The 22,257-nt window shown below is 57.5% G+C and carries 18 protein-coding genes and 1 tRNA gene; 7 read left to right on the top strand and 12 right to left on the bottom strand.

Annotated elements, in window-relative coordinates; genetic code table 11:
• The first annotated feature begins 168 nt into the window (after positions 1-168).
• From E6W33_RS15425 to E6W33_RS15400, 6 genes are all read left to right on the top strand, one after another.
• On the top strand, positions 169-1,158 hold the full coding sequence (locus E6W33_RS15425; RefSeq protein WP_136418204.1) for a malate dehydrogenase: 990 nt from the start codon (positions 169-171) through the stop codon (positions 1,156-1,158).
• A gap of 77 nt (positions 1,159-1,235) precedes the next feature.
• Positions 1,236-2,207 carry a CoA ester lyase gene (locus E6W33_RS15420; protein ID WP_136418203.1) on the top strand — a complete coding sequence of 324 codons (972 nt, stop codon included), beginning with the start codon at positions 1,236-1,238 and terminating at the stop codon, positions 2,205-2,207.
• Positions 2,208-2,264: 57 nt separating this feature from the next.
• Complete coding sequence (locus tag E6W33_RS15415) at positions 2,265-2,735, top strand: hypothetical protein (RefSeq protein ID WP_136418202.1); 471 nt, start codon at positions 2,265-2,267, stop codon at positions 2,733-2,735.
• Between the two features lie 105 nt (positions 2,736-2,840).
• A complete protein-coding gene (gene acnA / locus E6W33_RS15410) occupies positions 2,841-5,552 on the top strand; it encodes an aconitate hydratase AcnA (RefSeq protein WP_136418201.1) in 2,712 nt (903 codons plus the stop codon).
• Positions 5,553-5,716: 164 nt separating this feature from the next.
• Positions 5,717-5,911, top strand: a complete 195-nt coding sequence (locus tag E6W33_RS15405; protein ID WP_136418200.1) for a hypothetical protein — start codon at positions 5,717-5,719, stop codon at positions 5,909-5,911.
• A gap of 209 nt (positions 5,912-6,120) precedes the next feature.
• Complete coding sequence (locus E6W33_RS15400; protein ID WP_136418199.1) at positions 6,121-7,368, top strand: DUF2863 family protein; 1,248 nt, start codon at positions 6,121-6,123, stop codon at positions 7,366-7,368.
• A gap of 31 nt (positions 7,369-7,399) precedes the next feature.
• Here the strand turns inward: E6W33_RS15400 and E6W33_RS15395 are convergent, their stop codons facing one another.
• Entirely contained in the window at positions 7,400-7,864 is a 465-nt protein-coding gene (locus E6W33_RS15395; RefSeq protein ID WP_136418198.1) for a CYTH domain-containing protein, read from the bottom strand.
• Positions 7,855-8,994: a M14-type cytosolic carboxypeptidase gene (locus tag E6W33_RS15390; RefSeq protein WP_136418197.1), complete on the bottom strand. Its 1,140-nt coding sequence runs from the start codon at positions 8,992-8,994 to the stop codon at positions 7,855-7,857. Before E6W33_RS15390 ends, E6W33_RS15395 begins: the two co-directional genes overlap by 10 nt.
• Before the next feature lie 166 nt (positions 8,995-9,160).
• Between E6W33_RS15390 and E6W33_RS15385 the strand changes: the two genes are divergently transcribed.
• Positions 9,161-9,237 (top strand) — tRNA-Pro (locus E6W33_RS15385).
• A 432-nt stretch (positions 9,238-9,669) separates the two neighbouring features.
• Here the strand turns inward: E6W33_RS15385 and E6W33_RS15380 are convergent.
• From E6W33_RS15380 to E6W33_RS15335, 10 genes are all read right to left on the bottom strand, one after another.
• The gene (locus E6W33_RS15380) at positions 9,670-11,202 is read right to left on the bottom strand and encodes an AMP-binding protein (protein WP_136418196.1); all 1,533 of its coding nucleotides are present in this window, start codon (positions 11,200-11,202) and stop codon (positions 9,670-9,672) included.
• A gap of 63 nt (positions 11,203-11,265) precedes the next feature.
• A complete protein-coding gene (locus E6W33_RS15375) occupies positions 11,266-12,408 on the bottom strand; it encodes an ABC transporter substrate-binding protein (RefSeq protein ID WP_136418195.1) in 1,143 nt (380 codons plus the stop codon).
• Between the two features lies 1 nt (position 12,409).
• Positions 12,410-13,426 (bottom strand): branched-chain amino acid ABC transporter permease, encoded by a 1,017-nt coding sequence (locus tag E6W33_RS15370; protein WP_136418194.1) that lies wholly within the window; start codon positions 13,424-13,426, stop codon positions 12,410-12,412.
• A 13-nt stretch (positions 13,427-13,439) separates the two neighbouring features.
• Entirely contained in the window at positions 13,440-14,324 is an 885-nt protein-coding gene (locus E6W33_RS15365; RefSeq protein WP_136418193.1) for a branched-chain amino acid ABC transporter permease, read from the bottom strand.
• Positions 14,325-14,419: 95 nt separating this feature from the next.
• Positions 14,420-15,631, bottom strand: a complete 1,212-nt coding sequence (locus E6W33_RS15360; RefSeq protein ID WP_136418192.1) for an ABC transporter substrate-binding protein — start codon at positions 15,629-15,631, stop codon at positions 14,420-14,422.
• Between the two features lie 45 nt (positions 15,632-15,676).
• Complete coding sequence (locus E6W33_RS15355) at positions 15,677-16,387, bottom strand: ABC transporter ATP-binding protein (RefSeq protein ID WP_136418191.1); 711 nt, start codon at positions 16,385-16,387, stop codon at positions 15,677-15,679.
• Entirely contained in the window at positions 16,387-17,160 is a 774-nt protein-coding gene (locus E6W33_RS15350) for an ABC transporter ATP-binding protein (RefSeq protein WP_136418190.1), read from the bottom strand. The genes E6W33_RS15355 and E6W33_RS15350 overlap by 1 nt, the downstream gene beginning before the upstream one ends.
• Positions 17,161-17,279: 119 nt before the next feature.
• Positions 17,280-19,487 (bottom strand): D-(-)-3-hydroxybutyrate oligomer hydrolase, encoded by a 2,208-nt coding sequence (locus E6W33_RS15345; protein WP_348983163.1) that lies wholly within the window; start codon positions 19,485-19,487, stop codon positions 17,280-17,282.
• 25 nt (positions 19,488-19,512) lie between these two features.
• The gene (fabG, locus tag E6W33_RS15340) at positions 19,513-20,250 is read right to left on the bottom strand and encodes a 3-oxoacyl-[acyl-carrier-protein] reductase (protein ID WP_136418189.1); all 738 of its coding nucleotides are present in this window, start codon (positions 20,248-20,250) and stop codon (positions 19,513-19,515) included.
• A 288-nt stretch (positions 20,251-20,538) separates the two neighbouring features.
• Positions 20,539-21,981, bottom strand: a complete 1,443-nt coding sequence (locus E6W33_RS15335) for a sigma 54-interacting transcriptional regulator (protein ID WP_136418188.1) — start codon at positions 21,979-21,981, stop codon at positions 20,539-20,541.
• Between the last annotated feature and the right edge of the window lie 276 nt (positions 21,982-22,257).

Here is a 22,257-nt window from a genome sequence, read left to right as displayed (position 1 = left end):
CAACATTCGCAGGGTGCGTGCCATACGCAGGTACTCGTACCGCTTTGCACAAAAGGCTGTTGAGATCGCCGATCCGGCTATGACCGAAGAGGTTTTCAACGGTATTATTACAGGCTTACAGAAGAAATCGTTAAGTTTCGTCCTTTCATTCCCACTTGGAGATTCATCATGGCTAAAGCCCCTATGCGCGTTGCCGTCACCGGCGCCGCCGGCCAAATCGGCTACTCCCTGCTGTTCCGCATCGCTAACGGCGATATGCTGGGCAAAGATCAGCCTGTCATCCTGCAACTGCTCGAAATCCCTGACGAGAAAGCCCAGAAGGCGCTCAAGGGTGTGATGATGGAAATTGACGATTGTGCATTCCCTCTGCTGGCCGGCATGACCGCTCACAGCGATCCGATGACGGCATTCAAGGACGCCGACGTCGCCCTGCTGGTTGGCGCACGTCCTCGCGGCCCGGGCATGGAGCGCAAGGACCTTCTGGAAGCCAACGCGCAAATCTTCACGGTGCAAGGCAAGGCGCTGGACGCTGTTGCATCCCGCAACGTGAAAATTCTGGTAGTCGGCAACCCGGCCAACACCAACGCCTACATCGCGATGAAATCGGCACCGAGCCTGCCCGCCAAGAACTTCACCGCCATGCTGCGTCTGGACCACAATCGCGCCCTGTCACAAATCGCACAAAAGACCGGCAACCCGGTTACCGCGATCGAGAAGCTGTGCGTCTGGGGCAATCACTCCCCGACCATGTATGCCGATTATCGCTTTGCGACCATCGGCGGCAAGTCGGTCAAGGAAATGATCAACGACGAAGACTGGAACAAAAACACCTTCCTGCCGACCGTCGGCAAGCGCGGCGCTGCGATCATTGAGGCGCGCGGCCTGTCTTCGGCAGCGTCCGCAGCCAACGCAGCAATCGACCATGTGCGTGACTGGGTGCTCGGCACCAACGGCAAGTGGACCACGATGGGTATTCCGTCGGACGGCTCTTACGGTATTCCTGAAGGCACCGTGTTCGGCTTCCCGGTAACGACCGAGAATGGCGAATACAAGATTGTGCAAGGTCTGGCCATTGACGCGTTCTCGCAAGAGCGCATCAACCTGACGCTGAAAGAACTGATGGACGAACGTGAAGGCGTAAAACACCTGGTTGGTTAAGGCTTTACAAGGGACAGGATCGGTGGCAATGTCACCGATCCATCCAGCAATGCATACCACCTGATTTAACGCCGCACATGCACCCTTCCGAGGTCTTATTCCAGGGCAAGCACAAGCCGGTTTCCATTCCGGTCTGCGACCACTATGCCGGCGCTGAAAAGCTGATGCATAAGTCAATTGCCTTGCAGCAAGAGCTTGGACCAGTATTTGACATCACCCTCGATTGCGAAGATGGCGCGAGCGCCGGCAACGAAGAAGCGCACGCCAGACTTGTGGCTTCCCTGATCGCCGGCGAAGGCAATCGCTACAACCGTATCGGCGCACGGGTTCACGACCTCAACCATTCCAGTTTCGAGCAAGACCTTGCCATCATTTGCGACGGAGCTGCGAAGCAGCTCGCCTATCTGGTTGTTCCGAAAGTGGAGAGTCTGGCCGCTGCAAAGCGCGCTGTCGCCGCGATCAAACAGCATGCAAAAAGGAATGGCCGCGAGAATCTGCCGGTCCATGTCCTGATTGAAACCCATGGCGCACTCGCTGACGTGCATGCCATTGCGGCACTTCCGCAAATCGAGTGCCTCTCATTCGGGATCATGGATTTCGTTTCTTCGCATTACGGCGCCATACCGGGCAGCGCGATGCGTTCCCCGGGTCAGTTCACCCATCCGCTGGTGACGCGCGCCAAGCTGGAAATCGCCGCTGCGTGCCATGCCCACGGTATAGTAGCCTCACATAACGTCACGACCGAAATCAAGGACACGTCCATTGTTGCCAGCGATGCTCACCGCGCCTCGGCGGAATTCGGCTATACCCGTATGTGGAGCATCCATCCGGATCAGATCAAGCCAATTTTAAAGGCACTCTCCCCGCGCAGCTCCGAAGTGAGTGAAGCGGTGGCGATCCTCAGCGAAGCGCAGGCTGCACAGTGGGGACCAATACAACATCACGGAAAATTGCACGACCGCGCCAGTTATCGCTACTATTGGGCGATATTGCAGCGCGCGAAAGCGAGCGGCATGCCATTGCCAGAATCATCAGGGAGTTTGTTGTAACAATGCGGCGCACACATGAAGTTAATTAAACCGGCGCATATTAGAGGAAACAAAGTAATGAAAAAACTATCGACATTTATTCTTTTGATCGCCGGCATCGCGTGCGGTGCACCGTCGGTAATGGCGGAAAACGCCGCATCCGCCACCGGCCATGCAAGCAAGAAATCAGCAAGCAAGAAGGTGGCCGCTGCGCACAAGCACGAGGCTCAGGAGATTGACGAAAAAGAACCTGACACCTCCGGACTCCAACCCACTGCTTTTAATTGCGAACTGGGCAACAAGATCACGATTTACAGCCATGCGAACGACGATCAGCAGATCGCCTTGAATTGGAACAAGCACACGCATCTCATGACGCGCGTGAGTACGACCACAGGCGCGCAACGTTTCGAGAACGCAAAGACCGGCCTGGTCTGGATCGGCATTCCTGCAAAGGGCATGCTGCTCGATTCCAAGCATGGAAGGCAGTTGGCCAACGAATGCAGGAATGCGGAGCAAGCTGCGCAGAAAGTTGCCGAAAAAAGCTGACAAGCAGCACACCCAATTCATGACAAACAGGGTGCACATGCACCCTGTTTGTGCTGTTTGAAATTCGCTAGTCACCCATTCAGTTTTAATAACTAAGGAGAGGCTATGTCCCGCAACACTCTGAACACGCTTAAGGAATTCACGATTTCCGGCTCCCGGAAAGGCAAGTTCTACTCCCTCCCGTCGCTGGAAAAAAAGCTTGGCATCAATATTTCGCGTTTGCCGGTATCGATCCGCATCGTGCTGGAGTCGGTGCTGCGCAATTGCGACGGCAAGAAAGTGACCGAAGAGCATGTCAGGCAACTTGCGAACTGGAGTCCGACCGCCGCGCGCGTCGATGAGATTCCATTCGTCGTTGCACGCGTAGTGTTGCAGGACTTTACCGGCGTCCCACTCCTCGCCGATCTTGCCGCGATGCGCGGTGTCGCATCCAGGATGGGCAAGAAGCCGAAGAACATCGAACCGCTGGTTCCGGTCGACCTCGTCGTTGACCACTCCGTGCAGATCGATTATTACCGAGACAAGAAAGCGCTCGACCTGAACATGAAGCTGGAATTCCAGCGCAACAACGAGCGCTACCAGTTCATGAAGTGGGGCATGCAGGCATTCGATACCTTTGGCGTAGTGCCGCCGGGTTTCGGCATCGTGCACCAGGTGAATCTGGAATACCTGGCGCGCGGCGTGCACAACAAGGGCGGCGTGTTTTACCCGGACACCCTGGTTGGGACGGACTCCCACACCACCATGATCAACGGTATCGGGGTCGTGGGCTGGGGTGTGGGCGGCATCGAAGCGGAAGCCGGCATGCTGGGTCAGCCGGTCTACTTCCTGACACCGGATGTGGTTGGCGTCAATCTGACCGGCATGCTGCGCGAAGGCGTGACGGCAACCGACCTCGTCCTTACCATCACCGAACTGCTGCGCAAGCACAAGGTCGTGGGCAAGTTTGTCGAATTCTTCGGCGAAGGCACTGAATCCCTGTCGACCACCGACCGTGCCACCATCGCCAACATGGCACCGGAATATGGTGCGACGATGGGCTTCTTCCCGGTTGATGACACCACCATCGACTACTTCCGGGGCACGGGCCGCAGCAAGGCGGAAATCGACGCATTCGAGTCCTATTTCAAGGCGCAGAAGCTGTTCGGTATCCCGAAAGCCGGAGAGATCGATTACAGCAGCGTCGTGACGCTCGATCTGGGCACCGTTGCTCCGTCGCTCGCGGGTCCGAAGCGTCCGCAGGACCGCATCGAAATCGGCCACGTCAAGGGCACCTTCGCCGATTTGTTCTCCAAGCCGGTTTCTGAAAACGGCTTCAACAAGAAGGCCGAGGACCTCGATGCCGTGTACGAAACTTCGGACGGAATCAAGATCAAGAACGGCGATGTACTGATCGCAGCCATCACATCGTGCACCAACACCTCTAACCCAAGCGTGCTGCTGGCAGCCGGCCTGTTAGCGAAAAAGGCGGTGGAAGCCGGATTGAAGGTCGACCCGCACATCAAGACATCGCTTGCACCTGGATCGCGCGTCGTGACCAAGTATCTGGAAGCGGCCGGCCTGCTGCCCTACCTGGAAAAACTCGGCTTCGGCGTGGCTGCCTATGGCTGCACCACCTGCATCGGCAATGCGGGAGACCTGACGCCGGAAATCAACGAAGCGATCGTGAAGAACGATATCGTTGCTTCTGCCGTGCTGTCGGGCAACCGTAACTTTGAAGCACGCATCCACCCGAATATCCGCTCCAACTTCCTGGCATCCCCGCCGTTGGTAGTCGCCTATGCAATTGCCGGCAACGTGACCAGGGACCTGATGACGGAGCCGGTCGGCAAGGGCAAGGGCGGCAAAGACATCTTCCTGGGGGACATCTGGCCGAACTCCGCGGAAATCGCCAAGCTGATGAAGTTCGCAATGAACGCCAGAACCTTCAAGGAAAACTATGCCGAAGTGAAGGAAGCGCCCGGCAAGCTGTGGCAACAGATCAAGGGCGTGGCGACAGGTGAAGTCTACAACTGGCCAAAATCGACCTACATTGCCGAACCGCCGTTTTTCCAGGATTTCGATATGCAGCCGAAAGCGGCAGCGAGCGGTATCGCTGCTGCGCGCGCGTTGGGCGTGTTTGGCGATTCGATCACCACCGACCACATTTCCCCGGCCGGATCCATCAAGGAAACCAGTCCCGCCGGCAAGTGGCTGATCGAAAACGGCGTCACGAAGGCCGACTTCAACTCCTACGGTTCACGCCGCGGCAACCATGAAGTCATGATGCGGGGCACCTTCGCCAACGTGCGGATCAAGAACCTGATGATCCCGCCGAAAGCGGATGGCTCCCGTGTCGAAGGCGGACTGACGCTTCATCAACCGAGCGGCGAGCAGATGTCGATCTACGATGCCGCGATGAAGTACATCAACGACGGTGTACCAACCATGGTATTTGCCGGCGAAGAGTACGGTACCGGCTCTTCGCGGGACTGGGCTGCGAAGGGAACGCAGTTGCTCGGCGTGAAGGCAGTAATTGCCCGCTCGTTCGAACGCATCCATCGCTCCAATCTAGTAGGCATGGGCGTGCTTCCGCTGCAATTCCTGGGCGACGACAGCGTGCAGTCGCTTGGCATTACGGGCAATGAAAGCTTCGATCTGACGGGCCTCGAAGGCGACATCAAGCCGCAACAGCAGGTAACGCTGGTTATCAACCGCGCCAACGGCGAGAAGCGGGAAGTCAAGGTTCTGCTGCGCATCGATACACCGATCGAAGTCGATTATTACAAGCATGGCGGTATCCTGCCGTTTGTTCTCCGGCAACTGCTTGTCGCCTGAGGCATCGTGTGAACACGCGGGCGTGACGGCTTGAGGTTCTGAGCTGCTCCAGCCCGCCTTGTCATGCAAGCGTGCTGTAAGAATGTCTGGGTATTCTTGCCCCCAATAGAAACGCCGGTTTCAACCGGCGTTTTCTTTATCGACATTCACTCTGGAGACATATTATGTGGAAGGTTTTTGTGGGCTTCATTGCCTTTGCACTTATCGCACTGTTCGTCATCATGAAAGGTGGCGACAAGGTTGACATGCAAGGTGAAGCCGGTCACGAGTCGTCCTCGGCTTCGGCAGTGGAGGCTCCGGCCGCCGCTGCGCCTGCTGCTTCTGCACCCGCAGCAGCCGCACCGGCCGCATCGAACTAAGCTTCGTTCGCCTCACAGAGCCGCATGGCCGTCCATGCGGCTTTTTTGTTTTTTACGGATATACTGAATTCGCGGTGTATCTGAAAGCCCGCTTCTTGCCTTCCAGGAACGCAACTGGATCCTTCGCAGAATTTCCGGTGGCGCATATTTTGGTAGCGACTTGTCGAATCCACTACAATACGATTCCCTTGCCTCACTCTTGATCCGTCATGCGCCGTCTCGCCAAAAGTTCTCCCAACAAACTGTCTGCCGACAGCCAACGCCTGGTTTCCCTTGCGCAAGGCATGGCGCAGGCTGCCAGCCGCCTGGAAGAACGTATCTGGGAACATTCCCTTGATACACTGCTCCACAAGACGCTGAAGAGCGCGCACCAGAACATGATCGATGCGGCACTTGAACATCTGTTCAAAACCGACCTTGATGCATACGACGTTCTGATGGAAGCCGTCGAGGCGGGCAGCGAATCGTGCACACTGGAACATGACGGAATTCACTATCATGCGCTCCTGATCGCCGCACCGGTCCTGGCCTGGACACGTTTTTCCATTGCCTCGGGCGGCATCAACGATGAGATGCTCGGCGTGCTTGGCGCACACCTGCACGGACATCTGCTGGCGGAGGGCACACGACTGGCAATGGTGCCGACCTTGTTCGCCATCGATCAGCTGCCTCGCAATCATGTCGAAACTTTTACCCTGACCCAGCGCATGGCGCAGGCGGCCGTCAAGGGAACCCATGTACGTGCGCCCAGCAATGCGCCCGAGACAGCGCCCTTCCTGGCCGATACGCGTTTTCTCCTCGCTGTAGTAGTGGCGCCCGTAGGCTCCCCGCTGTTCCGCTGGCAAGCGACACTGCATCCGAACGACCGCGCGCAGGCACTCGACGCATGGCGCGCGCAGGCGACGCCCAATATCACTTCGCTGCTGCCTGGCTGCGGGATCGAATTGCTGTTACCCGAAGCCTATTTCGTCGCATGCCGCGAAGCCGACAAGCAAATTCGCCCGGCGTCCATCCGCGCCGCTGTCCACTTCCTGACCAACACACTCGGAATTGAAGCGAACGGACTGCGCGCCATCATCGGCAGCTTCAGCGAAGATCCAGTCGGCGGGCGGGTCGATGAATATCGCATCGGCTTCACTCTGCGTCAAAACCCTGAAGTCATCTACGGCGTAGTCTGGCCGCTGTACGGGCAGGAAGACGAAGACCAGTCGGCCGTCACCACCTTCGAATCGCTGACCACGCCGGAAATCCTGGATACCGAACTGCGTACGCCGCTGGAGGAAATCATTGCGTTGCTGCGGGCCTGCGGGATCACCCATATCAAGCGCCACAATGAGCATTTCCCGATGGAGTTTTGCGACGATTGCGGCGCTCCGCTGTATCCGGATGCCGAGGCTGAACTGGTGCACGCCGAGATGCCGGAAGATGCTCCGGCCGGCACCGGGCATTTCCACTGACGCGAGCATTACGCCCCTGCCCGCTTGCCCATCACCACTTGCTAAAAGGATGGCGTAGCAAATTTGCATTGAAGTAGCGCGCATCATGCGTCACTTCTTCGCCAACCCAATCCGGCTTGGCGAATTCCTGCTGCTCCGACTGGAGCTCGATTTCCGCCACGACCAACCCGGCGTTCTCGCCCAGGAATTCGTCCACCTCCCATGTCATGCCTTGAAACGGAATGCGATAACGCCTCTTTTCGATGAGTGGGCGTTCGCAAAGACCATCAAGAAGGGCCTGCGCATCGGCAATAGGTATCGCATATTCCCACTCGGCCCGGCTGGCACCAAGATTGCGCCCCTTGATGGTCAAGGTCGCCGCATCGCCTTCGATACGCACACGCACAGTACGTTCGGCCACCGATGACAAATAGCCCTGGCGCAGCAGTACGCCCTGCCCCAATGCCTTCCAGCATTCGTCGCGTACCAGGAACTTGCGTTCGATCTCTATTCCCATGGCGATTCCTTCTCCAGGCAGCGGAGGATCGGCTGAAGAATCGCCTTTCCCAGCTTTGCGCTGCGCGCGCCATTCCAGCCGACTTTGTCGTCCGGCAGATTCGCATTGTCTTTGAACGGCATCTCCAGGGTGAGCGAAACGCACTTGAAGGTGTGGCCGACATATTTCGAGGCAAGCTGCAGCATGTCCTCCTTGTACTTGCTGGCGGCATAGCCATGCACTGTCTGGAAGTCCGGACTGGCCTGGGCAAAGCTGTCGATGAACGCCTGCTGCTCCGCTTGCTGCTGCGGGCTGAACCCCTCGAGCATTTCACAGCCGGCGACGAAAACATAGGGCAGGCTTTCGTCTCCGTGGATATCGAGAAACAGATCGCATCCGACTTCATGCATTTTGTTCTTGACGACAAACACTTCGGGACTGCGCTCCAGCGACGGTGACACCCACTCGCGGTTGAGGTTTGCACCGGCCGCATTGGTCCGCAAATTGCCGCGCACCGAACCATCCGGATTCATGTTCGGCACGATGTAAAACACGGCATTTGCGAGCAATTTTCTTGCGAGCGGATTGTATCGGTCGAGCAGTGCATCGATCATGCCGTCGACGAACCATTCCGCCATGGTTTCGCCGGGGTGCTGACGCGCAATCACCCAGACCTTCTTGCGCGCCGAGGGATCACCGATGATGGCCAGGTTGATGTCGCGGCCATCAGCGGTACTGCCGAGATCGTGCACACGGCCAGAGCCGGTACTCTCGACCTTGCACAACAGTTCCAGATGGCGCTCCCACGAGTAAGGCTCGAAGTAGGCGAAGTAGACGCTGTCCCGCTCCGGAGTATGCGTCACGGTCAACACCTGCCCGTCGTAGCTGGTCGGCACGCGGAACCAGTTTTTCCTGTCGTAGCTGGCGACAGCACGATAATTGGTCCAGCCTTGCGGGAACGCCGCCTTGCCGGCATTCAGGAAGCGCATGGTGCATGCTTGTCCACGGGCACCCTGCAAGCGGAAATAAAACCACTGGAGGAAGTCCGCGTGCGAATCCTGACGGATATTCAGTTCAATGGCATCCGGCATATTCGCCTTGATGACTTCGATGGCGCCTGCGTCAAATAGATCGCTGATTTTGATGGTCATGCTGGATTGGCTCCAGCCTGCTGGCTCGTGTCGAGCATGCGGCTGAGATGTTGATTGATCAGCTTGCTATTCTGCGGGTTTTATTCTGCGCCGCAAAGCCCGAAGCGGGCGTTCGGGCTTGCAATGGTGAAAAGCTTCCCGGGTCTGCTATAATTACGTCCTTCGTCGGGGCGTAGCGCAGCCTGGTAGCGTACTTGCATGGGGTGCAAGGGGTCGGGAGTTCGAATCTCCCCGCCCCGACCAGAAACATCAAAGGGTTACAGATCAAAAGTCTGTAACCCTTTTTCGTTTTCGGCTTCCCGTTTTCGGCCTCTGTATGCCGCTCAATGCAACTTGCTGCGATCCGGTTGCGCCAGCGAGGAAATTTCCTCCATGGTCCGATCGACCTGCGCGGAATGTTGGGTTGGAAGATCGCCAAGTGACACGATGCCGACAAGTTCGTGCGTATCATGATCCACGCCCCCCCCCGCGAAAAAGGCATTCCAGCCTGAAAAGCGCCAGACATTTCCAACGTGACGTTCTTTCGCGCGTCAACAGGGGCATCAAATGCATGAAGAAAAAAAAAGGGTTACGAAAACGTAACCCTTAAAACTGCTGGGGAAAAAGACTACCTTTCCAACACACTCAAACAACAACAAAATGGTTGACCGCAGCGCCTATGAAACAGACGCCGCGCTAAATCTTCCCGTCCCTTCCTTGCCAATACGCGTCGCGCAATTCGCGCTTCAGCGTCTTGCCGGCCGCATTGCGCGGAAAGGCGTCCATGATGACAACGTCGCTGACCCGTTGATAACGCGCGCTGACCCGAAGATTGGTCCACTCCTTGATTTCTTCTGCCGTCACGTTCCGCGACGGCTTCAGCACAACAGCGGCCAGGGGCGTCTCGCCCCACTTGTCATGCGGCACGCCAAACACCGCAACCTCCTGCACATCCGGATGGCGCACCATGATGTCCTCGATGTCGCGCGGATAAATCTTCACGCCACCACTGTCGATCATTTCCTTCTTGCGATCGACAAGATACAGATAACCGTCTTCATCCGTATAGCCTAGATCGCCGGTGCGCAACCAGCCATCCTGCATCGCCTGTGCCGTCAGGTCCGGCCGCTTGAAATAGCCCGGCATCAGCAATGGACTGCGGCCGACGATCTCTCCGATCTGATTCGGGCCTGCAATCTCGCCGTTCTCCAGTTCGATGCGCATGTCGGAAAACGGCGGCGGCACGCCGACCGATCCCTGTTTGCGAATCGCGTCATCACGGTCGAGGATCGTGACGAATCCCTCCGTGAGACCGTAGAGTTCGTAGAAGCGCCCGGGCAGATAAGCGTTCAACGCGTTCTTGTGCTCATTATGCAAAGGCGCACCGAGCGACAGGATCATCTGCAGCGACTGCATTTCTTCCGGATTGAATCGCGGCGACGCCATCATCGCGATGATCTGCGACGGCACCATCATCGTATGCGTGACCTTGTCGCGCTTGATGGTGTCGATCAACGCCTCGACATCGAACTGTGGATGGAGGATATACGTCGCACCCTTATAGAAGCATGGCATCAGGGTCGTGAATGCGCCATTGAAGACTATCGATCCGGTGTGCAGCACAATGGACTCCGGCCCGATGCGAAACGCATTGGCCATCAAGGTGCAATAGTTCGCGCGGATCTGGTGGGTATGCACAATACCTTTTGGCAGGCCGGTCGTGCCACTGGTGTACATGATGTTATAGATGTCATCCGCTGACAGTTCGGAGATTCGCGGTTCGACCTCGCTTGTGTTGGTGAAGCTCGCATAGTCTGCATATCCTGGGGCAGCGCCATCAACCAGCACGACGCGCCCTTCACCCAGTCGTTCAAGTCCCGGCCTGACTTCATCAACGACCGGACGCAATGCATTGTTCGTGAACAACAGGACCGCATCCGAATCGCCAAGCAAGCTCGCAAGGCCGGCGCCGAGCAGCATCGGCGACAAGGGGACAAGCACTGCGCCAGTCTTCGCCGCGGCCCAGTAGATATCCAGCAGTTCCAGGCAATTCGGCAATAGCGTGGCCACTTTCTGGCCCTTTTCAATGCCGAGTTCTTGCATCGCATTGGCCAGCCGATTGACTCTGCGATTGAAGGCATCGTAGGTCAGGCGGGTTTCGCCAAACACAATCGCCTCATGCTGCGGGCGATAGTGTGCGTGGTGTGTTATCAAATCTCCGATATGCATACGTCTCTTCTGCGTTGATGAATCTGAAATCGTAATCAGGTTTCCGGCTCGACTTTCGTCGCGCTAGCGAAGCAGCCTTCCATCCTTGCCGATCACGGTAATCTCGACAAAACGTGAACCGACATGGGTGGTCGGCGAGAAGTTCACGGTGAATCCGCCCGTGTCGAAGGCATGCAGCGTCTCAAGCGCGCGGATCACCTTTTCACGTGTCGGATTGGGTCCGGCGCGGCGAAGTCCCTCGACCAGCACCTTGGCGCCGACAAACTCTTCAAAGCTGGTGTACGACAGCTCCGTCTTCGGCGGCGCATACTTTTTCATCGCCTGCTGGTATTCCCTCACGATGGCGACCGTCGCGGAATAAGGAAACGGCATTACCTGTGCAATGCCGATCCCGCGCGCATTGTCGTTGCCGATCAGACGAGCAATCTCTTTCGGATTCACGACGGAGATGTTCACCAGTTGGGCCACGGTCGATACGGCACGAATCTGCTTGCTGAAGGCCGCTGTGCTCTTGTTGACCGAGATCATCACGACCGCCTGCGGGTTGGCCTTCGCGATGGCATTAACCGCATCCGTAACCTTATCCGTATTCTTTTCGTAGGCGCCCGTCGCCGCAATTTCCAGGTTGCGTTTTTTCAAAGCAGCTTCGACGCCCGCCAGCCCAGCCCTTCCGAAGGGATCATCCTGATACATCACGCCAATGCGTTTCATGTTCAGCATGACGAGTTGATTGACGATGCCCTCGGCCTCGTCCGCATAGCCGGCACGAATATGGAAAATATTCGGATTGAACGGCGTGCGCAGGTTCTCTCCCCCGGTATAAGGAGCAACCAGCGCGATATTGGCCTTCTCCAGGATCTTCTGATTCAACAGCTCGCCAACATTGCCTGTTCCAGCAAAACCGATCAGCGCAAGCGCGTCTTCCTTGTCGATCAATTCCCTGGTGCGATGCACTGTTTCATCGATCTTGTAGCCGTCATCCTTCACGACATGGCGGATCTTCTTGCCATGGATGCCGCCTTGATCATTGATGTAGTCGAAATAGACCCTGGCGCCAAGGACCATGTCCTTGCCAGTGTCGGCCAGCACGCCGCTCAAGGGGGCCACTTGTCCAATAACGATGTCATCCGCACACCATGCACTTATAGCCAGAGACGTCCCGAGACATGCGACCGCCAAGCGCAACCAGACAAGTGACTTGTTCATGCTATCCCTCCATTGTTTTGATCACCGCTGCAGTGACAGGAGCTGGAGCGGATTTGCTTTTCTTCTTGCTCAACTCCACCAGTTCGCCGACGATGCCGCGCCGGAAGGCGAGCACGCAGACAATAAAGATGAAACCGGTGACGATCGTGACCGACTCGCCGATGGAGCGGAACCAGTCGATGCTGGTCAGCGTCGCCAGCCATTCGCCCAGATCGCCCAATTTGTTTTCCAGCGCAATGATGACAATCGCTCCCACGATTGGGCCGGCAAGCGTGCCGAGGCCGCCGACCAGCGTCATCAGCACGACCAGGCCCGACATCGTCCAGTGCACGTCGGTCAAGGTTTCGAAGCCCAGCACCACGGTCTTGGTGGCTCCGGCAAGGCCGGACAGGGCGGCAGACAGGACAAAGGCGAGCAGCTTGTATTTGTCGACGTCGTACCCGAGCGAAATCGCGCGCGGCTCGTTCTCCTTCACCGCCTTCAACACTTGTCCGAAGGGCGAATGGACCGTGCGCACGATCAGCGCGAAACCCGCGATAGCGATTGCCAGGACAACGTAATACAAGCTCATGTCATTGGACAGATCCATCATGCCCAGCAGCTTCCCGCGCGGCACGCCCTGCAATCCATCCTCGCCGCCGGTGAATGGCGCCTGCAGGCAGACGAAGAACAGCATCTGCGCCAGCGCCAGCGTGATCATGGTGAAGTAGATACCCTGACGGCGTATGGCGAGCATGCCCATGACCAGTCCGATCAATGCAGCGGTCGCTACACCGGCGACCAGCCCGATCTCGAACGGCAAGCCTATCGACTTGATCGCGTAGCCGGCTACATAACCCGCGCCGCCGAAGAAGGCTGCATGGCCGAAGGACAGCAGACCGGTAAAACCGATCAGCAGATTGAAGGCGCAGGCAAACAAGGCGAAGCACAGTACCTTCATCAGGAATACCGGGTAAACCACAAAGGGTGCCGCCAGCGCCGCTGCCAGCGCAATTGCATATCCGACTTTCTTGTTCATCCTCACGCTCCTCTTATTTCTCTTTGCCAAACAAGCCTGCAGGACGAATCATCAACACGATTGCCATGATGATGAAGACCACAGTTGCCGATGCTTCCGGATAAAAAACCCGGGTCAGGCCCTCGATCACGCCCAAGCCTAGGCCTGTGACGATGGAACCCATGATGGATCCCATGCCGCCGATCACGACCACCGCGAACACCACGATGATCAGGTTGGAACCCATCAGTGGCGACACCTGGATCACCGGTGCGGCCAGCACGCCGGCGAAGGCGGCGAGCGCGACACCGAAGCCATAGGTGAGCGTCACCATCAGCGGCACGTTGATGCCGAAGGCTTCCACCAGCTTCGGATTCTCCGTGCCGGCGCGCAAATAGGCGCCAAGTTTGGTCCGCTCGATAACGAACCATGTGGCAAGACAAACGACGACCGAAGCAACGACCACCCATGCGCGATAGTTCGGCAAGATCATGAAGCCCAGATCGGTCGCTCCCATCAGCGCGTTCGGAACAGAGTAAGGCTGCCCCGACACACCGTAAAACGAGCGGAACAAACCTTCGACCATGAGCGTGATGCCGAAGGTCAGCAGCAGGCCGTACAGGTGATCCAGCTTGTACAGCCAGCGCAACATAGTCTTTTCAATGATGATCCCGAAGATGCCCACCAGGATGGGCGCGGCAATCAGCATCACCCAATAACTGAGGCCGAAATAACTCAAGCCCATCCAGGCCAGAAATGCGCCCATCATGTACAGCGCGCCGTGAGCGAAATTGATCACGTTGAGCAGACCGAAGATCACGGCAAGACCGAGCGACAGCATCGCGTAGAACGATCCATTCACCAGGCCCAGCAGCAGCTGGCTCAACATCGCTTGCAGAGGAATACCGAAAATTTCCATAACGACTTTGCAAAAGAACGCCACAGCGCGTGCGGCATGAAATAGAAGAATGAATTGACCGGCGCGCCCCGCTCGGCGCGCCGATTCGGCTCAACTTACTTCCAGAGTGCGCACTTGGATTCGGCCTTGGTGGTAAAGGCCTGGTCGCCCGGAATCGTCTCCGCGACCTTGTAGTAATCCCACGGATACTTCGATTCCGATGCTTTCTTCACTTCCATCAGGTACATGTCGTGCACCATGCGTCCGTCCGGACGGATCACGCCGTTCTTGGTGAACATGTCGCTGATCTTGGTCTTCTTCAGCTGAGCCAGTACTTTGTCCGAATCGTCGGTGCCGGCGGCCTTCACGGCTTTCAGGTACTGCGAGGCGGACGAGTAATCGGCGGCCTGCAGAGAGGAAGGCTCGCGCTTCACCTTGTCGAAGAAGCGCTTGGACCAGGCGCGGGTATCGTTATTCATGTCCCAGTACCAGCTGTCGGTCAGGTACATGCCCTGCGTCAGGTTCAAGCCGAGCGAGTGAATGTCGTTGATGAACATCAGCAAGCCGGCCAGCTTCATCGACTTGTTGATGCCGAATTCGTTGGCTGCCTTGATCGCATTGACCGTGTCGCCGCCCGCATTGGCCAGGCCCAGGATCTGCGCCTTGGAGGATTGTGCCTGCAGCAGGAAGGACGAGAAGTCGGATGCCGACAGCGGGTGCTTGACGCTGCCCAGCACCTTGCCGCCGTTGGCCTTCACCACCGCAGCCGTGTCATTTTCGAGCGAAGCGCCGAACGCGTAGTCCGCAGTCAGGAAGAACCAGGTCTTGCCGCCCTGCTTCACGACCGCCGAGCCGGTACCTTTCGCGAGTGCGACGGTATCGTATGCATAGTGGACGGTGTACGGCGAGCACTCTTCATTGGTCAGGCGGGCCGTGCCGGCACCGATGGCGATGAAGGGTTTCTTCTTTTCGGCAGCGACCTTGGCCATGGACAGGCTGGTGGCGGAGTTGGTGCCGGCGATCAGCACGTCGACGCCTTCGCGGTCGAACCATTCGCGCGCCTTCGAGGCAGCGATGTCGGCCTTGTTCTGGTGATCGGCGGTAACGAGCTCGATCTTCTTGCCGTTGATCGATCCGCCTGCATCGGCGATAGCCATCTTGATTGCTTCGGCGCCGCCCGGACCGTCGATGTCCGCGTACAGGCCCGACATGTCGGTGATGAAGCCAATCTTGATCGTATCACCGGAAATCTGCGCGTTTGCAGTACCGCCGATGCCGGCGAAGACGGATGCGACGGCGAGAGTGATCACGGTTGATTTGAGTTTCATTATTTCTCCTCTGTTTTAGGTAGTGTTACAACGGCACATCTATTCTCAGACACCCAGCAGTTCGTGCAGAACAGGCATCTTCGACTCCAGCTGCGATGATGCAAAGGACTCGACAATATGCCCGTGCTCCATCACATAAAACCGATCCGCCAGGGGTGCGGCGAAGCGGAAGTTCTGTTCCACCATCACGATCGTGTAGCCCTTTTCCTTCAGGGTAGTGATCATGCGTGCGAGTGCCTGCACGATGACGGGTGCCAGGCCCTCGGAAATTTCATCCAAGAGCAAGAGACGCGCGCCGGTGCGCAGGATGCGCGCCACGGCCAGCATCTGCTGCTCGCCGCCGGACAGGCGTGTGCCTTGGCTGGAACGACGTTCTTCGAGATTCGGAAACATCTTGTAGATCTCCTCGACTGACATGCCCTTCGAGGTCTTCGACACCATCGGCGGCAACATCAGGTTTTCCTCGGTGGACAAGGACGAGAAGATGCCGCGCTCTTCCGGGCAATATCCGACGCCGAGATGGGCGACCTTATGCGTCGGCAAGCCGATCGATTCAACGCCGTTGAGCTTGATCGATCCCTCGCGCGTGCCAGTCAGCCCCATGATGGAGCGAAGAGTCGTCGTGCGTCCCGCGCCGTTGCGCCCGAGCAGGGTAACGACTTCGCCCGGCTGCACGGACAGATTGACGTCATGCAGAATATGCGACTCGCCGTACCAGGCCTTGAGGTTCTTGATTTCAAGTGCAGCCGCAGCCATCAATGCGCTCCTTCCAGTTCGCCCGCGCTGGTGCCCATGTAGGCTTCCATCACCTGCGGATTGCTCGATACTTCTTCGTAGGTGCCTTCAGCGAGCAGCGATCCGCGCTGAAGGACAGAAATCTTGTCGCAGATACCCGACACGACGCTCATGTTGTGCTCCACCATCAGGATGGTGCGGCCGGTCGAGACCTTCTTGATCAATTCGGTGACGCGGTGGACGTCCTCATGGCCCATGCCCTGGGTCGGCTCGTCGAGCAGCATCAGCTCAGGTTCCATCGCAAGGGTCGTCGCAATCTCGAGCGCGCGCTTGCGTCCGTAAGGCAAGTCCACGGTCATGGTGTCGGCGAAGCTCTCCAGATCGACTTCGGCCAGCAGTTCGAGCGCGCGCTGATTCAACTGCGCCAGCGTCCGTTCGCTCTTCCAGAAATGGAAGGAAGTGCCGAGCGCGCGCTGCAAGCCGATGCGCACGTTTTCAAGGACCGTAAGATGCGGAAAGACAGCGGAGATCTGGAACGAACGAATCACACCCCGATGCGCGATCTGTTCGGGTGCCAATGCAGTAATATCGTCGCCGTTGTATAAAATCGATCCCGCCGTCGGCGTCAGGAATTTCGTCAGCAGGTTGAAAAACGTCGTCTTGCCCGCGCCGTTCGGCCCGATCAGGGCGTGAATAGAACCGCGCCTGACCTTGAAGTTGACGTCATTTACTGCGATGAACCCCTTGAAGCCTTTGGTCAGGTTCCTCGTCTCAAGTATGACTTCGCTTGCCATCCATTTTCTCCAATGTTGCTGCGTTGCTTGTTGCGCTTTTCATGCGTGTTGCGCGAGGCTCCGCACACGCCGGCCTTGTCGTGTTGGATCGTGCCGGACGCGTGCGCTCTCACGACCGATCAGTTCGGAATCGCGAGCGTATTGTTTTCAAAGCTGATCGTGTTGGCTGCCGCGGGCGTCGTCGCGATCGACGGCATGTTGGCAGCCGTGAGCGCCGGCGCCGAACCGGGACTGCCTCCGCGTGGCGTGGTACGCACAACCTGACTGCCAGGCAGCGCGGTGCCGTTATTCAGGTAAGCCCACATTCTGTCGAGCGCCTGAATCAGGTAGTAATGCAGCGGGATCAGCCTGCTGTCATAGCCGGGCAACAGCGGATTGTCGATAAAGGTGTCGAAGTGGTTGGCGTTCTCCACCTCGATATAGCGCGCGTTGGCACCGGAACCTGACATCTGCAATGTGCCGAAATAAGCGCGCGAGGTCTGGTTGATCGGGAGAAGTGCATCGCTTCGCCCTGCGACGATCAGGGTCGGCTTGTTGCGCAGGTTGCCATTGAGCTGAACTTCCGCGATACCTTGCTGTACGCGCTGCGACTTCGCAAGCATGTCGCCGGTCAGCGCAGCACCGGTTACCGGATCTTTGCCCGTGACAAGCGCACGCTGGCAGAGAGCGCCGTCAAGCGCGAAATCCGTCAGGTTGGTCGAGGGCGAGGTGGCAAGCAGATCGAGTTTGGCGCCGCCAACCGAGTCGTTATAGACAATGTTGACGCCGCTGGTCGGCGGAACGCCATTGCCGGAACCGAACAAGCCAGCTTGCACGGCCGGATTTTGTGCAGCCACATTGCCGCTGGAATCGGTTGCTGCGAAGCTGAAGCCGCACAGATTGTCGGCTACACCAAACCGGCCAAGTGCGTTGGTATAAGTCATCGCGATCGAGGGTGTAGCGAGGCGATAGTGTGACGAGTGCAATACGTCCTGCTCCGCCTCCCATCCATAAGCATGCATCTTTGCCAGTGCATCGGCTGCCTGCTCGGCAGTGGTTGCGCCCGACAACAGCCCTTTTGCCGCCAACGCCGAGCAACGGTTCGTCGCGTTAGTGGTTGACAGCAAAGCGGAGCCCGGGCTGTTCGGCACTGCGAGCGATGCGCATCCCTGGTACAGGTTGGCGTAGGTGAAGTAGTCGATCAGTGGCTTGCCAATCGTGCTGACTGCCGTACTGCCGCGCTTGATGGTCAGGCCCGCGGTGGATTTCGGCTGGGCGTTCGGCTCTGTCACCACGACTGCGTCGATGAAACCTTGCGTGTCCTGCTCGGCCGCCATCAGCGCAGCACCGGCGCCATTCGACACGCTCGAAGCGATGACCTTGGTATTCGACGGTGCGATCGTGCGCACCTTCACACCACCGGAGCTGGTGCCGTATTGCTCGTTGAGGACATAGAAAGCGAACTCGACGGCCTGCAATGTGTTCTTGCCCCAATCCTTTTCCGGATTCTGCTGTGAATGGGCGTGCTTGTAGGCGACGCGGTTCGGGAACAGCGCATTGTAGGCAGTGCGAGCCGCGTCGGTCAGTACGGCCTTGAAGTGCGCGGCAGTTCCCGCTGTCGCGGCATCGGCTGGCACGCCGGTGATCAGCGTGACCTTGTTGGCCATCAAATCGTGATAGCCATTGCCGGTGCCCTTGTCGGTGTAGGCAACCGCACAACCGTGCTTGAGGCCCCATTCGCCGGACGTACCGATCGCGCCGTAAATTCCGCGCGAGCCGGACGAAGTTGCAGTGACCACGCACGGCTTGCTGGCATCGAAAGTATTCGGAACCTGGACCATCAACACGACATTCTGCAGCCCGCTGCCATCGTCGGCATAAGCAATGTATTCCTTGCCCGCGATCTTGCCGGAACCGGTGGTCGCGACGCCATCCGTGCCCACGTTCGGCCCGAACAATGTGCCGTACCCTCCGTTTGCGTTGACATCGACCAGCGCGCGGTAGTTGTTGTAGATGGCCGACTTGCGCAGTTCCGACGCAGTCGGGCTGGAAGCATTGGCAAAGGCCGGTGCCGCGCCTTGCAGACCGCTCGTGCCGAGACCTGCGGTGAGCAGGTCATCGCTGTTGCCGTCGTAGGTCTGGCTGCTGACGCTGCCCTTCACAAACGAAGGCAGTGTATTCACCTGACCCAGTTCGATCGGCGACGAGTCGCCGCCACCACATCCGGCAAGCAGCCCTGCTGCCACCAATGAAGAAAATCCCAATGTCCTGCGTGTCGCCATGTCGTCTCGCTCCTTGAAGGTGCCCGCCGTTGCCAGCCGGGCTGTTGATTTTTTTTGGAACTTCACACCGCACAACCGATACTTTCCGTCTCTACAATGTCATCCCTCCGCATACTTCGATGACCGCACCATTGATGTAACTCGCTTCATCCGATGCGAGAAAGGCGAAGGTGCTCGCGATCTCTTCCGGTTTGCCAAGCCGACCAAGCGGCACGCGCTCTTCCAGCTCGCGAATGACTTTCTCCGGCATTGATTTGAGAATGGAGGTTTCGATGAATCCAGGGCAGACCGCATTGACACGGATGCCATGCCGCCCCAGTTCGCGCGCCCAGGTTTTTGCCATGCCGATGACACCGAACTTGCTGGCCGCGTAATTGGTCTGTCCGAAGTTGCCGTAGATGCCGACGATCGATGAGGCGTTGAGGACCACGCCCGCCTTCCTCTCGATCATGGCGTCCACCACGGCCTTGGTGCAGTTGTAGGTGCCCTTCAGGTTGACGTCGATGACCTTGTCGAACTGTTCGTCGGTCATCTTCTTGAGTTGCGCATCGGCGACAATGCCGGCGTTGTTGACGAGCACGTCGATATGCCCGTAGCTGGTCAAGGCGCTGCGCACCATCGATTCGATGCTCTCCGCCTTGGTTACGTCTACCTTGAAGCCAATCGCCTGCCCGCCTTGCAGGCGGATCTGCGCAACCGTTTCAGCCACTGAATCGTCGAGGTCGCAAACAACGACCTTCGCGCCCTCCCGTGCAAACTTGAGTGCGGTTGCCTTGCCGATACCTTTGCTTGCGCCCGTGATGAGCGCTACCTTGTTTGAGAGCCGCACCTTGCCTCCGTCATCAACTTCCAGAAAGATGAAGGCAAGCAGGTTTTTGGTTTGACTGCATCAGCTTGGCCACCATCAGCGAATAATCACTAATGGCAATTGCCGTGCCAATGAAACTAAGCCTTTGATTTAAAAGGAATTAGACCAAGACGATCAACATAATGACCGGTAGAGAAGCCAAATGTGAAGGAAAATGTGCTCAAACTTTAAACACATTTAAGTTATATCTTGATATCTCTTTGAATTATAACGGATTTCAAAAATGTCTGTTAATTGTACATATGTCTATTAATCAGACAACAACTTGAAATCGGTGATTTTTTGATAGAGGGTTGCCCGCGAAATGCCGAGCAGTCGCGCGGCCAATGCCTTGTTGCCTCCAGTGCTTTCCAGCGCTGATCGAATCGCCTGCTTCTCTACTTCAGCGACAGCGTCGGCCAGCGGACGAATGCTTGCCTTGGAATCGCCGTTTGTCGTTGCGCCACTCGGCAACGTCGTCTTGGAATCCATCGAGAGAATGGTCGCAAAATCCTCCGCGGACAGCGCGATACTGTCCGTCAACATTCCCGCCTGTTCCAGTGCGTTGCGCAGTTCGCGCACGTTGCCGGGCCAACTATACGAGGCGAGGAAAGCGCGCGCCGATGGCGTGAGCTCCCGTTGCGGCATGCCGGTGCGCGTCGCAATCTGCTCCAGAAGATGTTCGCACAAGGCGTCCAGATCGCCGAGTCGCTCTCGCAAAGGCGGCAGAAGAATGGGCAGCACGTTCAACCGATAATACAAGTCGGACCGGAACTTTCCATCGGCGACCAGCTGCTTGAGGTCATGACTGGTGGCTGCGATCACCCGTACATCCACCTTGATGATCTTGTTGGACCCGAGCGGTTCGATTTCCTGTTCCTGCAAGACGCGCAACAACTTGGCCTGCACCTGCAATGGCATGTCGCCCACCTCATCGAGGAACAATGTTCCGCCATCGGCGATCTTGAATTTCCCATCCCTTCCCTTGCGATCCGCTCCGGTGTATGCACCCGGCGCCACGCCGAAGAATTCCGCCTCCAGCAGGGTCTCAGGCACTGCCGCAATGTTGATGCCGACAAAAGCCTTGCCGGCCCGGCCCGATGCGGCATGAATGCCGTGCGCGAGCAGTTCCTTGCCGCTGCCGGTTTCGCCGAGCAGCAGCACCGTGGTGTCAAGTTGTGCCGCCCTCCGAGCACGATGCTTGAGCTCGAGCGAGACCGGGCTGACGCCGACAAAGCTGGATATGGAGTACTTGGTATGGCGCAGCTGCGCCAGCTCTTTCTTGGTATTGGCCAGCGCCCACTGCAGTTCGGCGAACTTCGACACCAGCGGCTTCAGGCGCTGCAAGCGGTCATACAGCGCAAATCCAAGCGCGCCGATAATCTTGCCGGCCTCATCCTTCATGGGAATCCGCATTACCACCAAAGGCTGGTCACGGATCATCATGATGTCCAACAGAATAGGTCTGCCGGTCTGCACGACCTCGCGCATGCGGCTATTCGGAATGATCTCTTCCACGGGTTTCCCCAGCGCGTCGTCCGGACTCTTGAGCCCGAGGAACGCCACGTATTTGTCATTGATCCAGGCGATGCGCCCCTGATCATCGACCGCCATGGTTCCTTCACAGGAATCATCGAACAAGTCGAGAAGAGATTGCATTCCTACCCGCAGGAAGCTGTCCACGTCCCAGGAAGAACCGACAGACGTCTTCATATCATCTCCATCTTGACCATTGGGAAAACCGATTCCAAGCTAACAAGTTTGCCTGATTATAGATGCTCTTCGGCAACATTGTCTTCAAGCCTACGTTTTGCCACGCCCGTGCGATTTCCTTGCCTGTCCAAAACCGAACACAGCATAGTCCAACCAAGGTGATAAATATGCAAATGAATAGTCCGTATGGCTGAACGCTTGAGACGTTTTTCGCTCTTAATGACAGGGCCAGACATGGTCGCAGCGTGATACCGCCTCAACACAAGGATCCAATTT

Origin of the sequence: Herbaspirillum sp. ST 5-3 (assembly GCF_004804275.1) — a bacterium.
GTDB lineage: Bacteria > Pseudomonadota > Gammaproteobacteria > Burkholderiales > Burkholderiaceae_D > Noviherbaspirillum.
This window is presented reverse-complemented; position numbering and strand designations above follow the sequence as displayed.

Excerpts from the sequence above, each read along its gene's own strand:
- E6W33_RS15370 (WP_136418194.1), bottom strand. The coding sequence starts at position 13,426 with ATGAACAAGAAAGTCGGATATGCAATTGCGCTGGCAGCGGCGCTGGCG.
- E6W33_RS15375 (WP_136418195.1), bottom strand. The coding sequence starts at position 12,408 with ATGAACAAGTCACTTGTCTGGTTGCGCTTGGCGGTCGCATGTCTCGGG.
- E6W33_RS15360 (WP_136418192.1), bottom strand. The coding sequence starts at position 15,631 with ATGAAACTCAAATCAACCGTGATCACTCTCGCCGTCGCATCCGTCTTC.
- E6W33_RS15390 (WP_136418197.1), bottom strand. The coding sequence starts at position 8,994 with ATGACCATCAAAATCAGCGATCTATTTGACGCAGGCGCCATCGAAGTC.
- acnA (WP_136418201.1), top strand. The coding sequence starts at position 2,841 with ATGTCCCGCAACACTCTGAACACGCTTAAGGAATTCACGATTTCCGGC.
- E6W33_RS15350 (WP_136418190.1), bottom strand. The coding sequence starts at position 17,160 with ATGGCAAGCGAAGTCATACTTGAGACGAGGAACCTGACCAAAGGCTTC.
- E6W33_RS15355 (WP_136418191.1), bottom strand. The coding sequence starts at position 16,387 with ATGGCTGCGGCTGCACTTGAAATCAAGAACCTCAAGGCCTGGTACGGC.
- E6W33_RS15405 (WP_136418200.1), top strand. The coding sequence starts at position 5,717 with ATGTGGAAGGTTTTTGTGGGCTTCATTGCCTTTGCACTTATCGCACTG.
- E6W33_RS15380 (WP_136418196.1), bottom strand. The coding sequence starts at position 11,202 with ATGCATATCGGAGATTTGATAACACACCACGCACACTATCGCCCGCAG.
- E6W33_RS15420 (WP_136418203.1), top strand. The coding sequence starts at position 1,236 with ATGCACCCTTCCGAGGTCTTATTCCAGGGCAAGCACAAGCCGGTTTCC.
- E6W33_RS15365 (WP_136418193.1), bottom strand. The coding sequence starts at position 14,324 with ATGGAAATTTTCGGTATTCCTCTGCAAGCGATGTTGAGCCAGCTGCTG.
- E6W33_RS15400 (WP_136418199.1), top strand. The coding sequence starts at position 6,121 with ATGCGCCGTCTCGCCAAAAGTTCTCCCAACAAACTGTCTGCCGACAGC.
- E6W33_RS15335 (WP_136418188.1), bottom strand. The coding sequence starts at position 21,981 with ATGAAGACGTCTGTCGGTTCTTCCTGGGACGTGGACAGCTTCCTGCGG.
- E6W33_RS15415 (WP_136418202.1), top strand. The coding sequence starts at position 2,265 with ATGAAAAAACTATCGACATTTATTCTTTTGATCGCCGGCATCGCGTGC.
- E6W33_RS15425 (WP_136418204.1), top strand. The coding sequence starts at position 169 with ATGGCTAAAGCCCCTATGCGCGTTGCCGTCACCGGCGCCGCCGGCCAA.
- E6W33_RS15395 (WP_136418198.1), bottom strand. The coding sequence starts at position 7,864 with ATGGGAATAGAGATCGAACGCAAGTTCCTGGTACGCGACGAATGCTGG.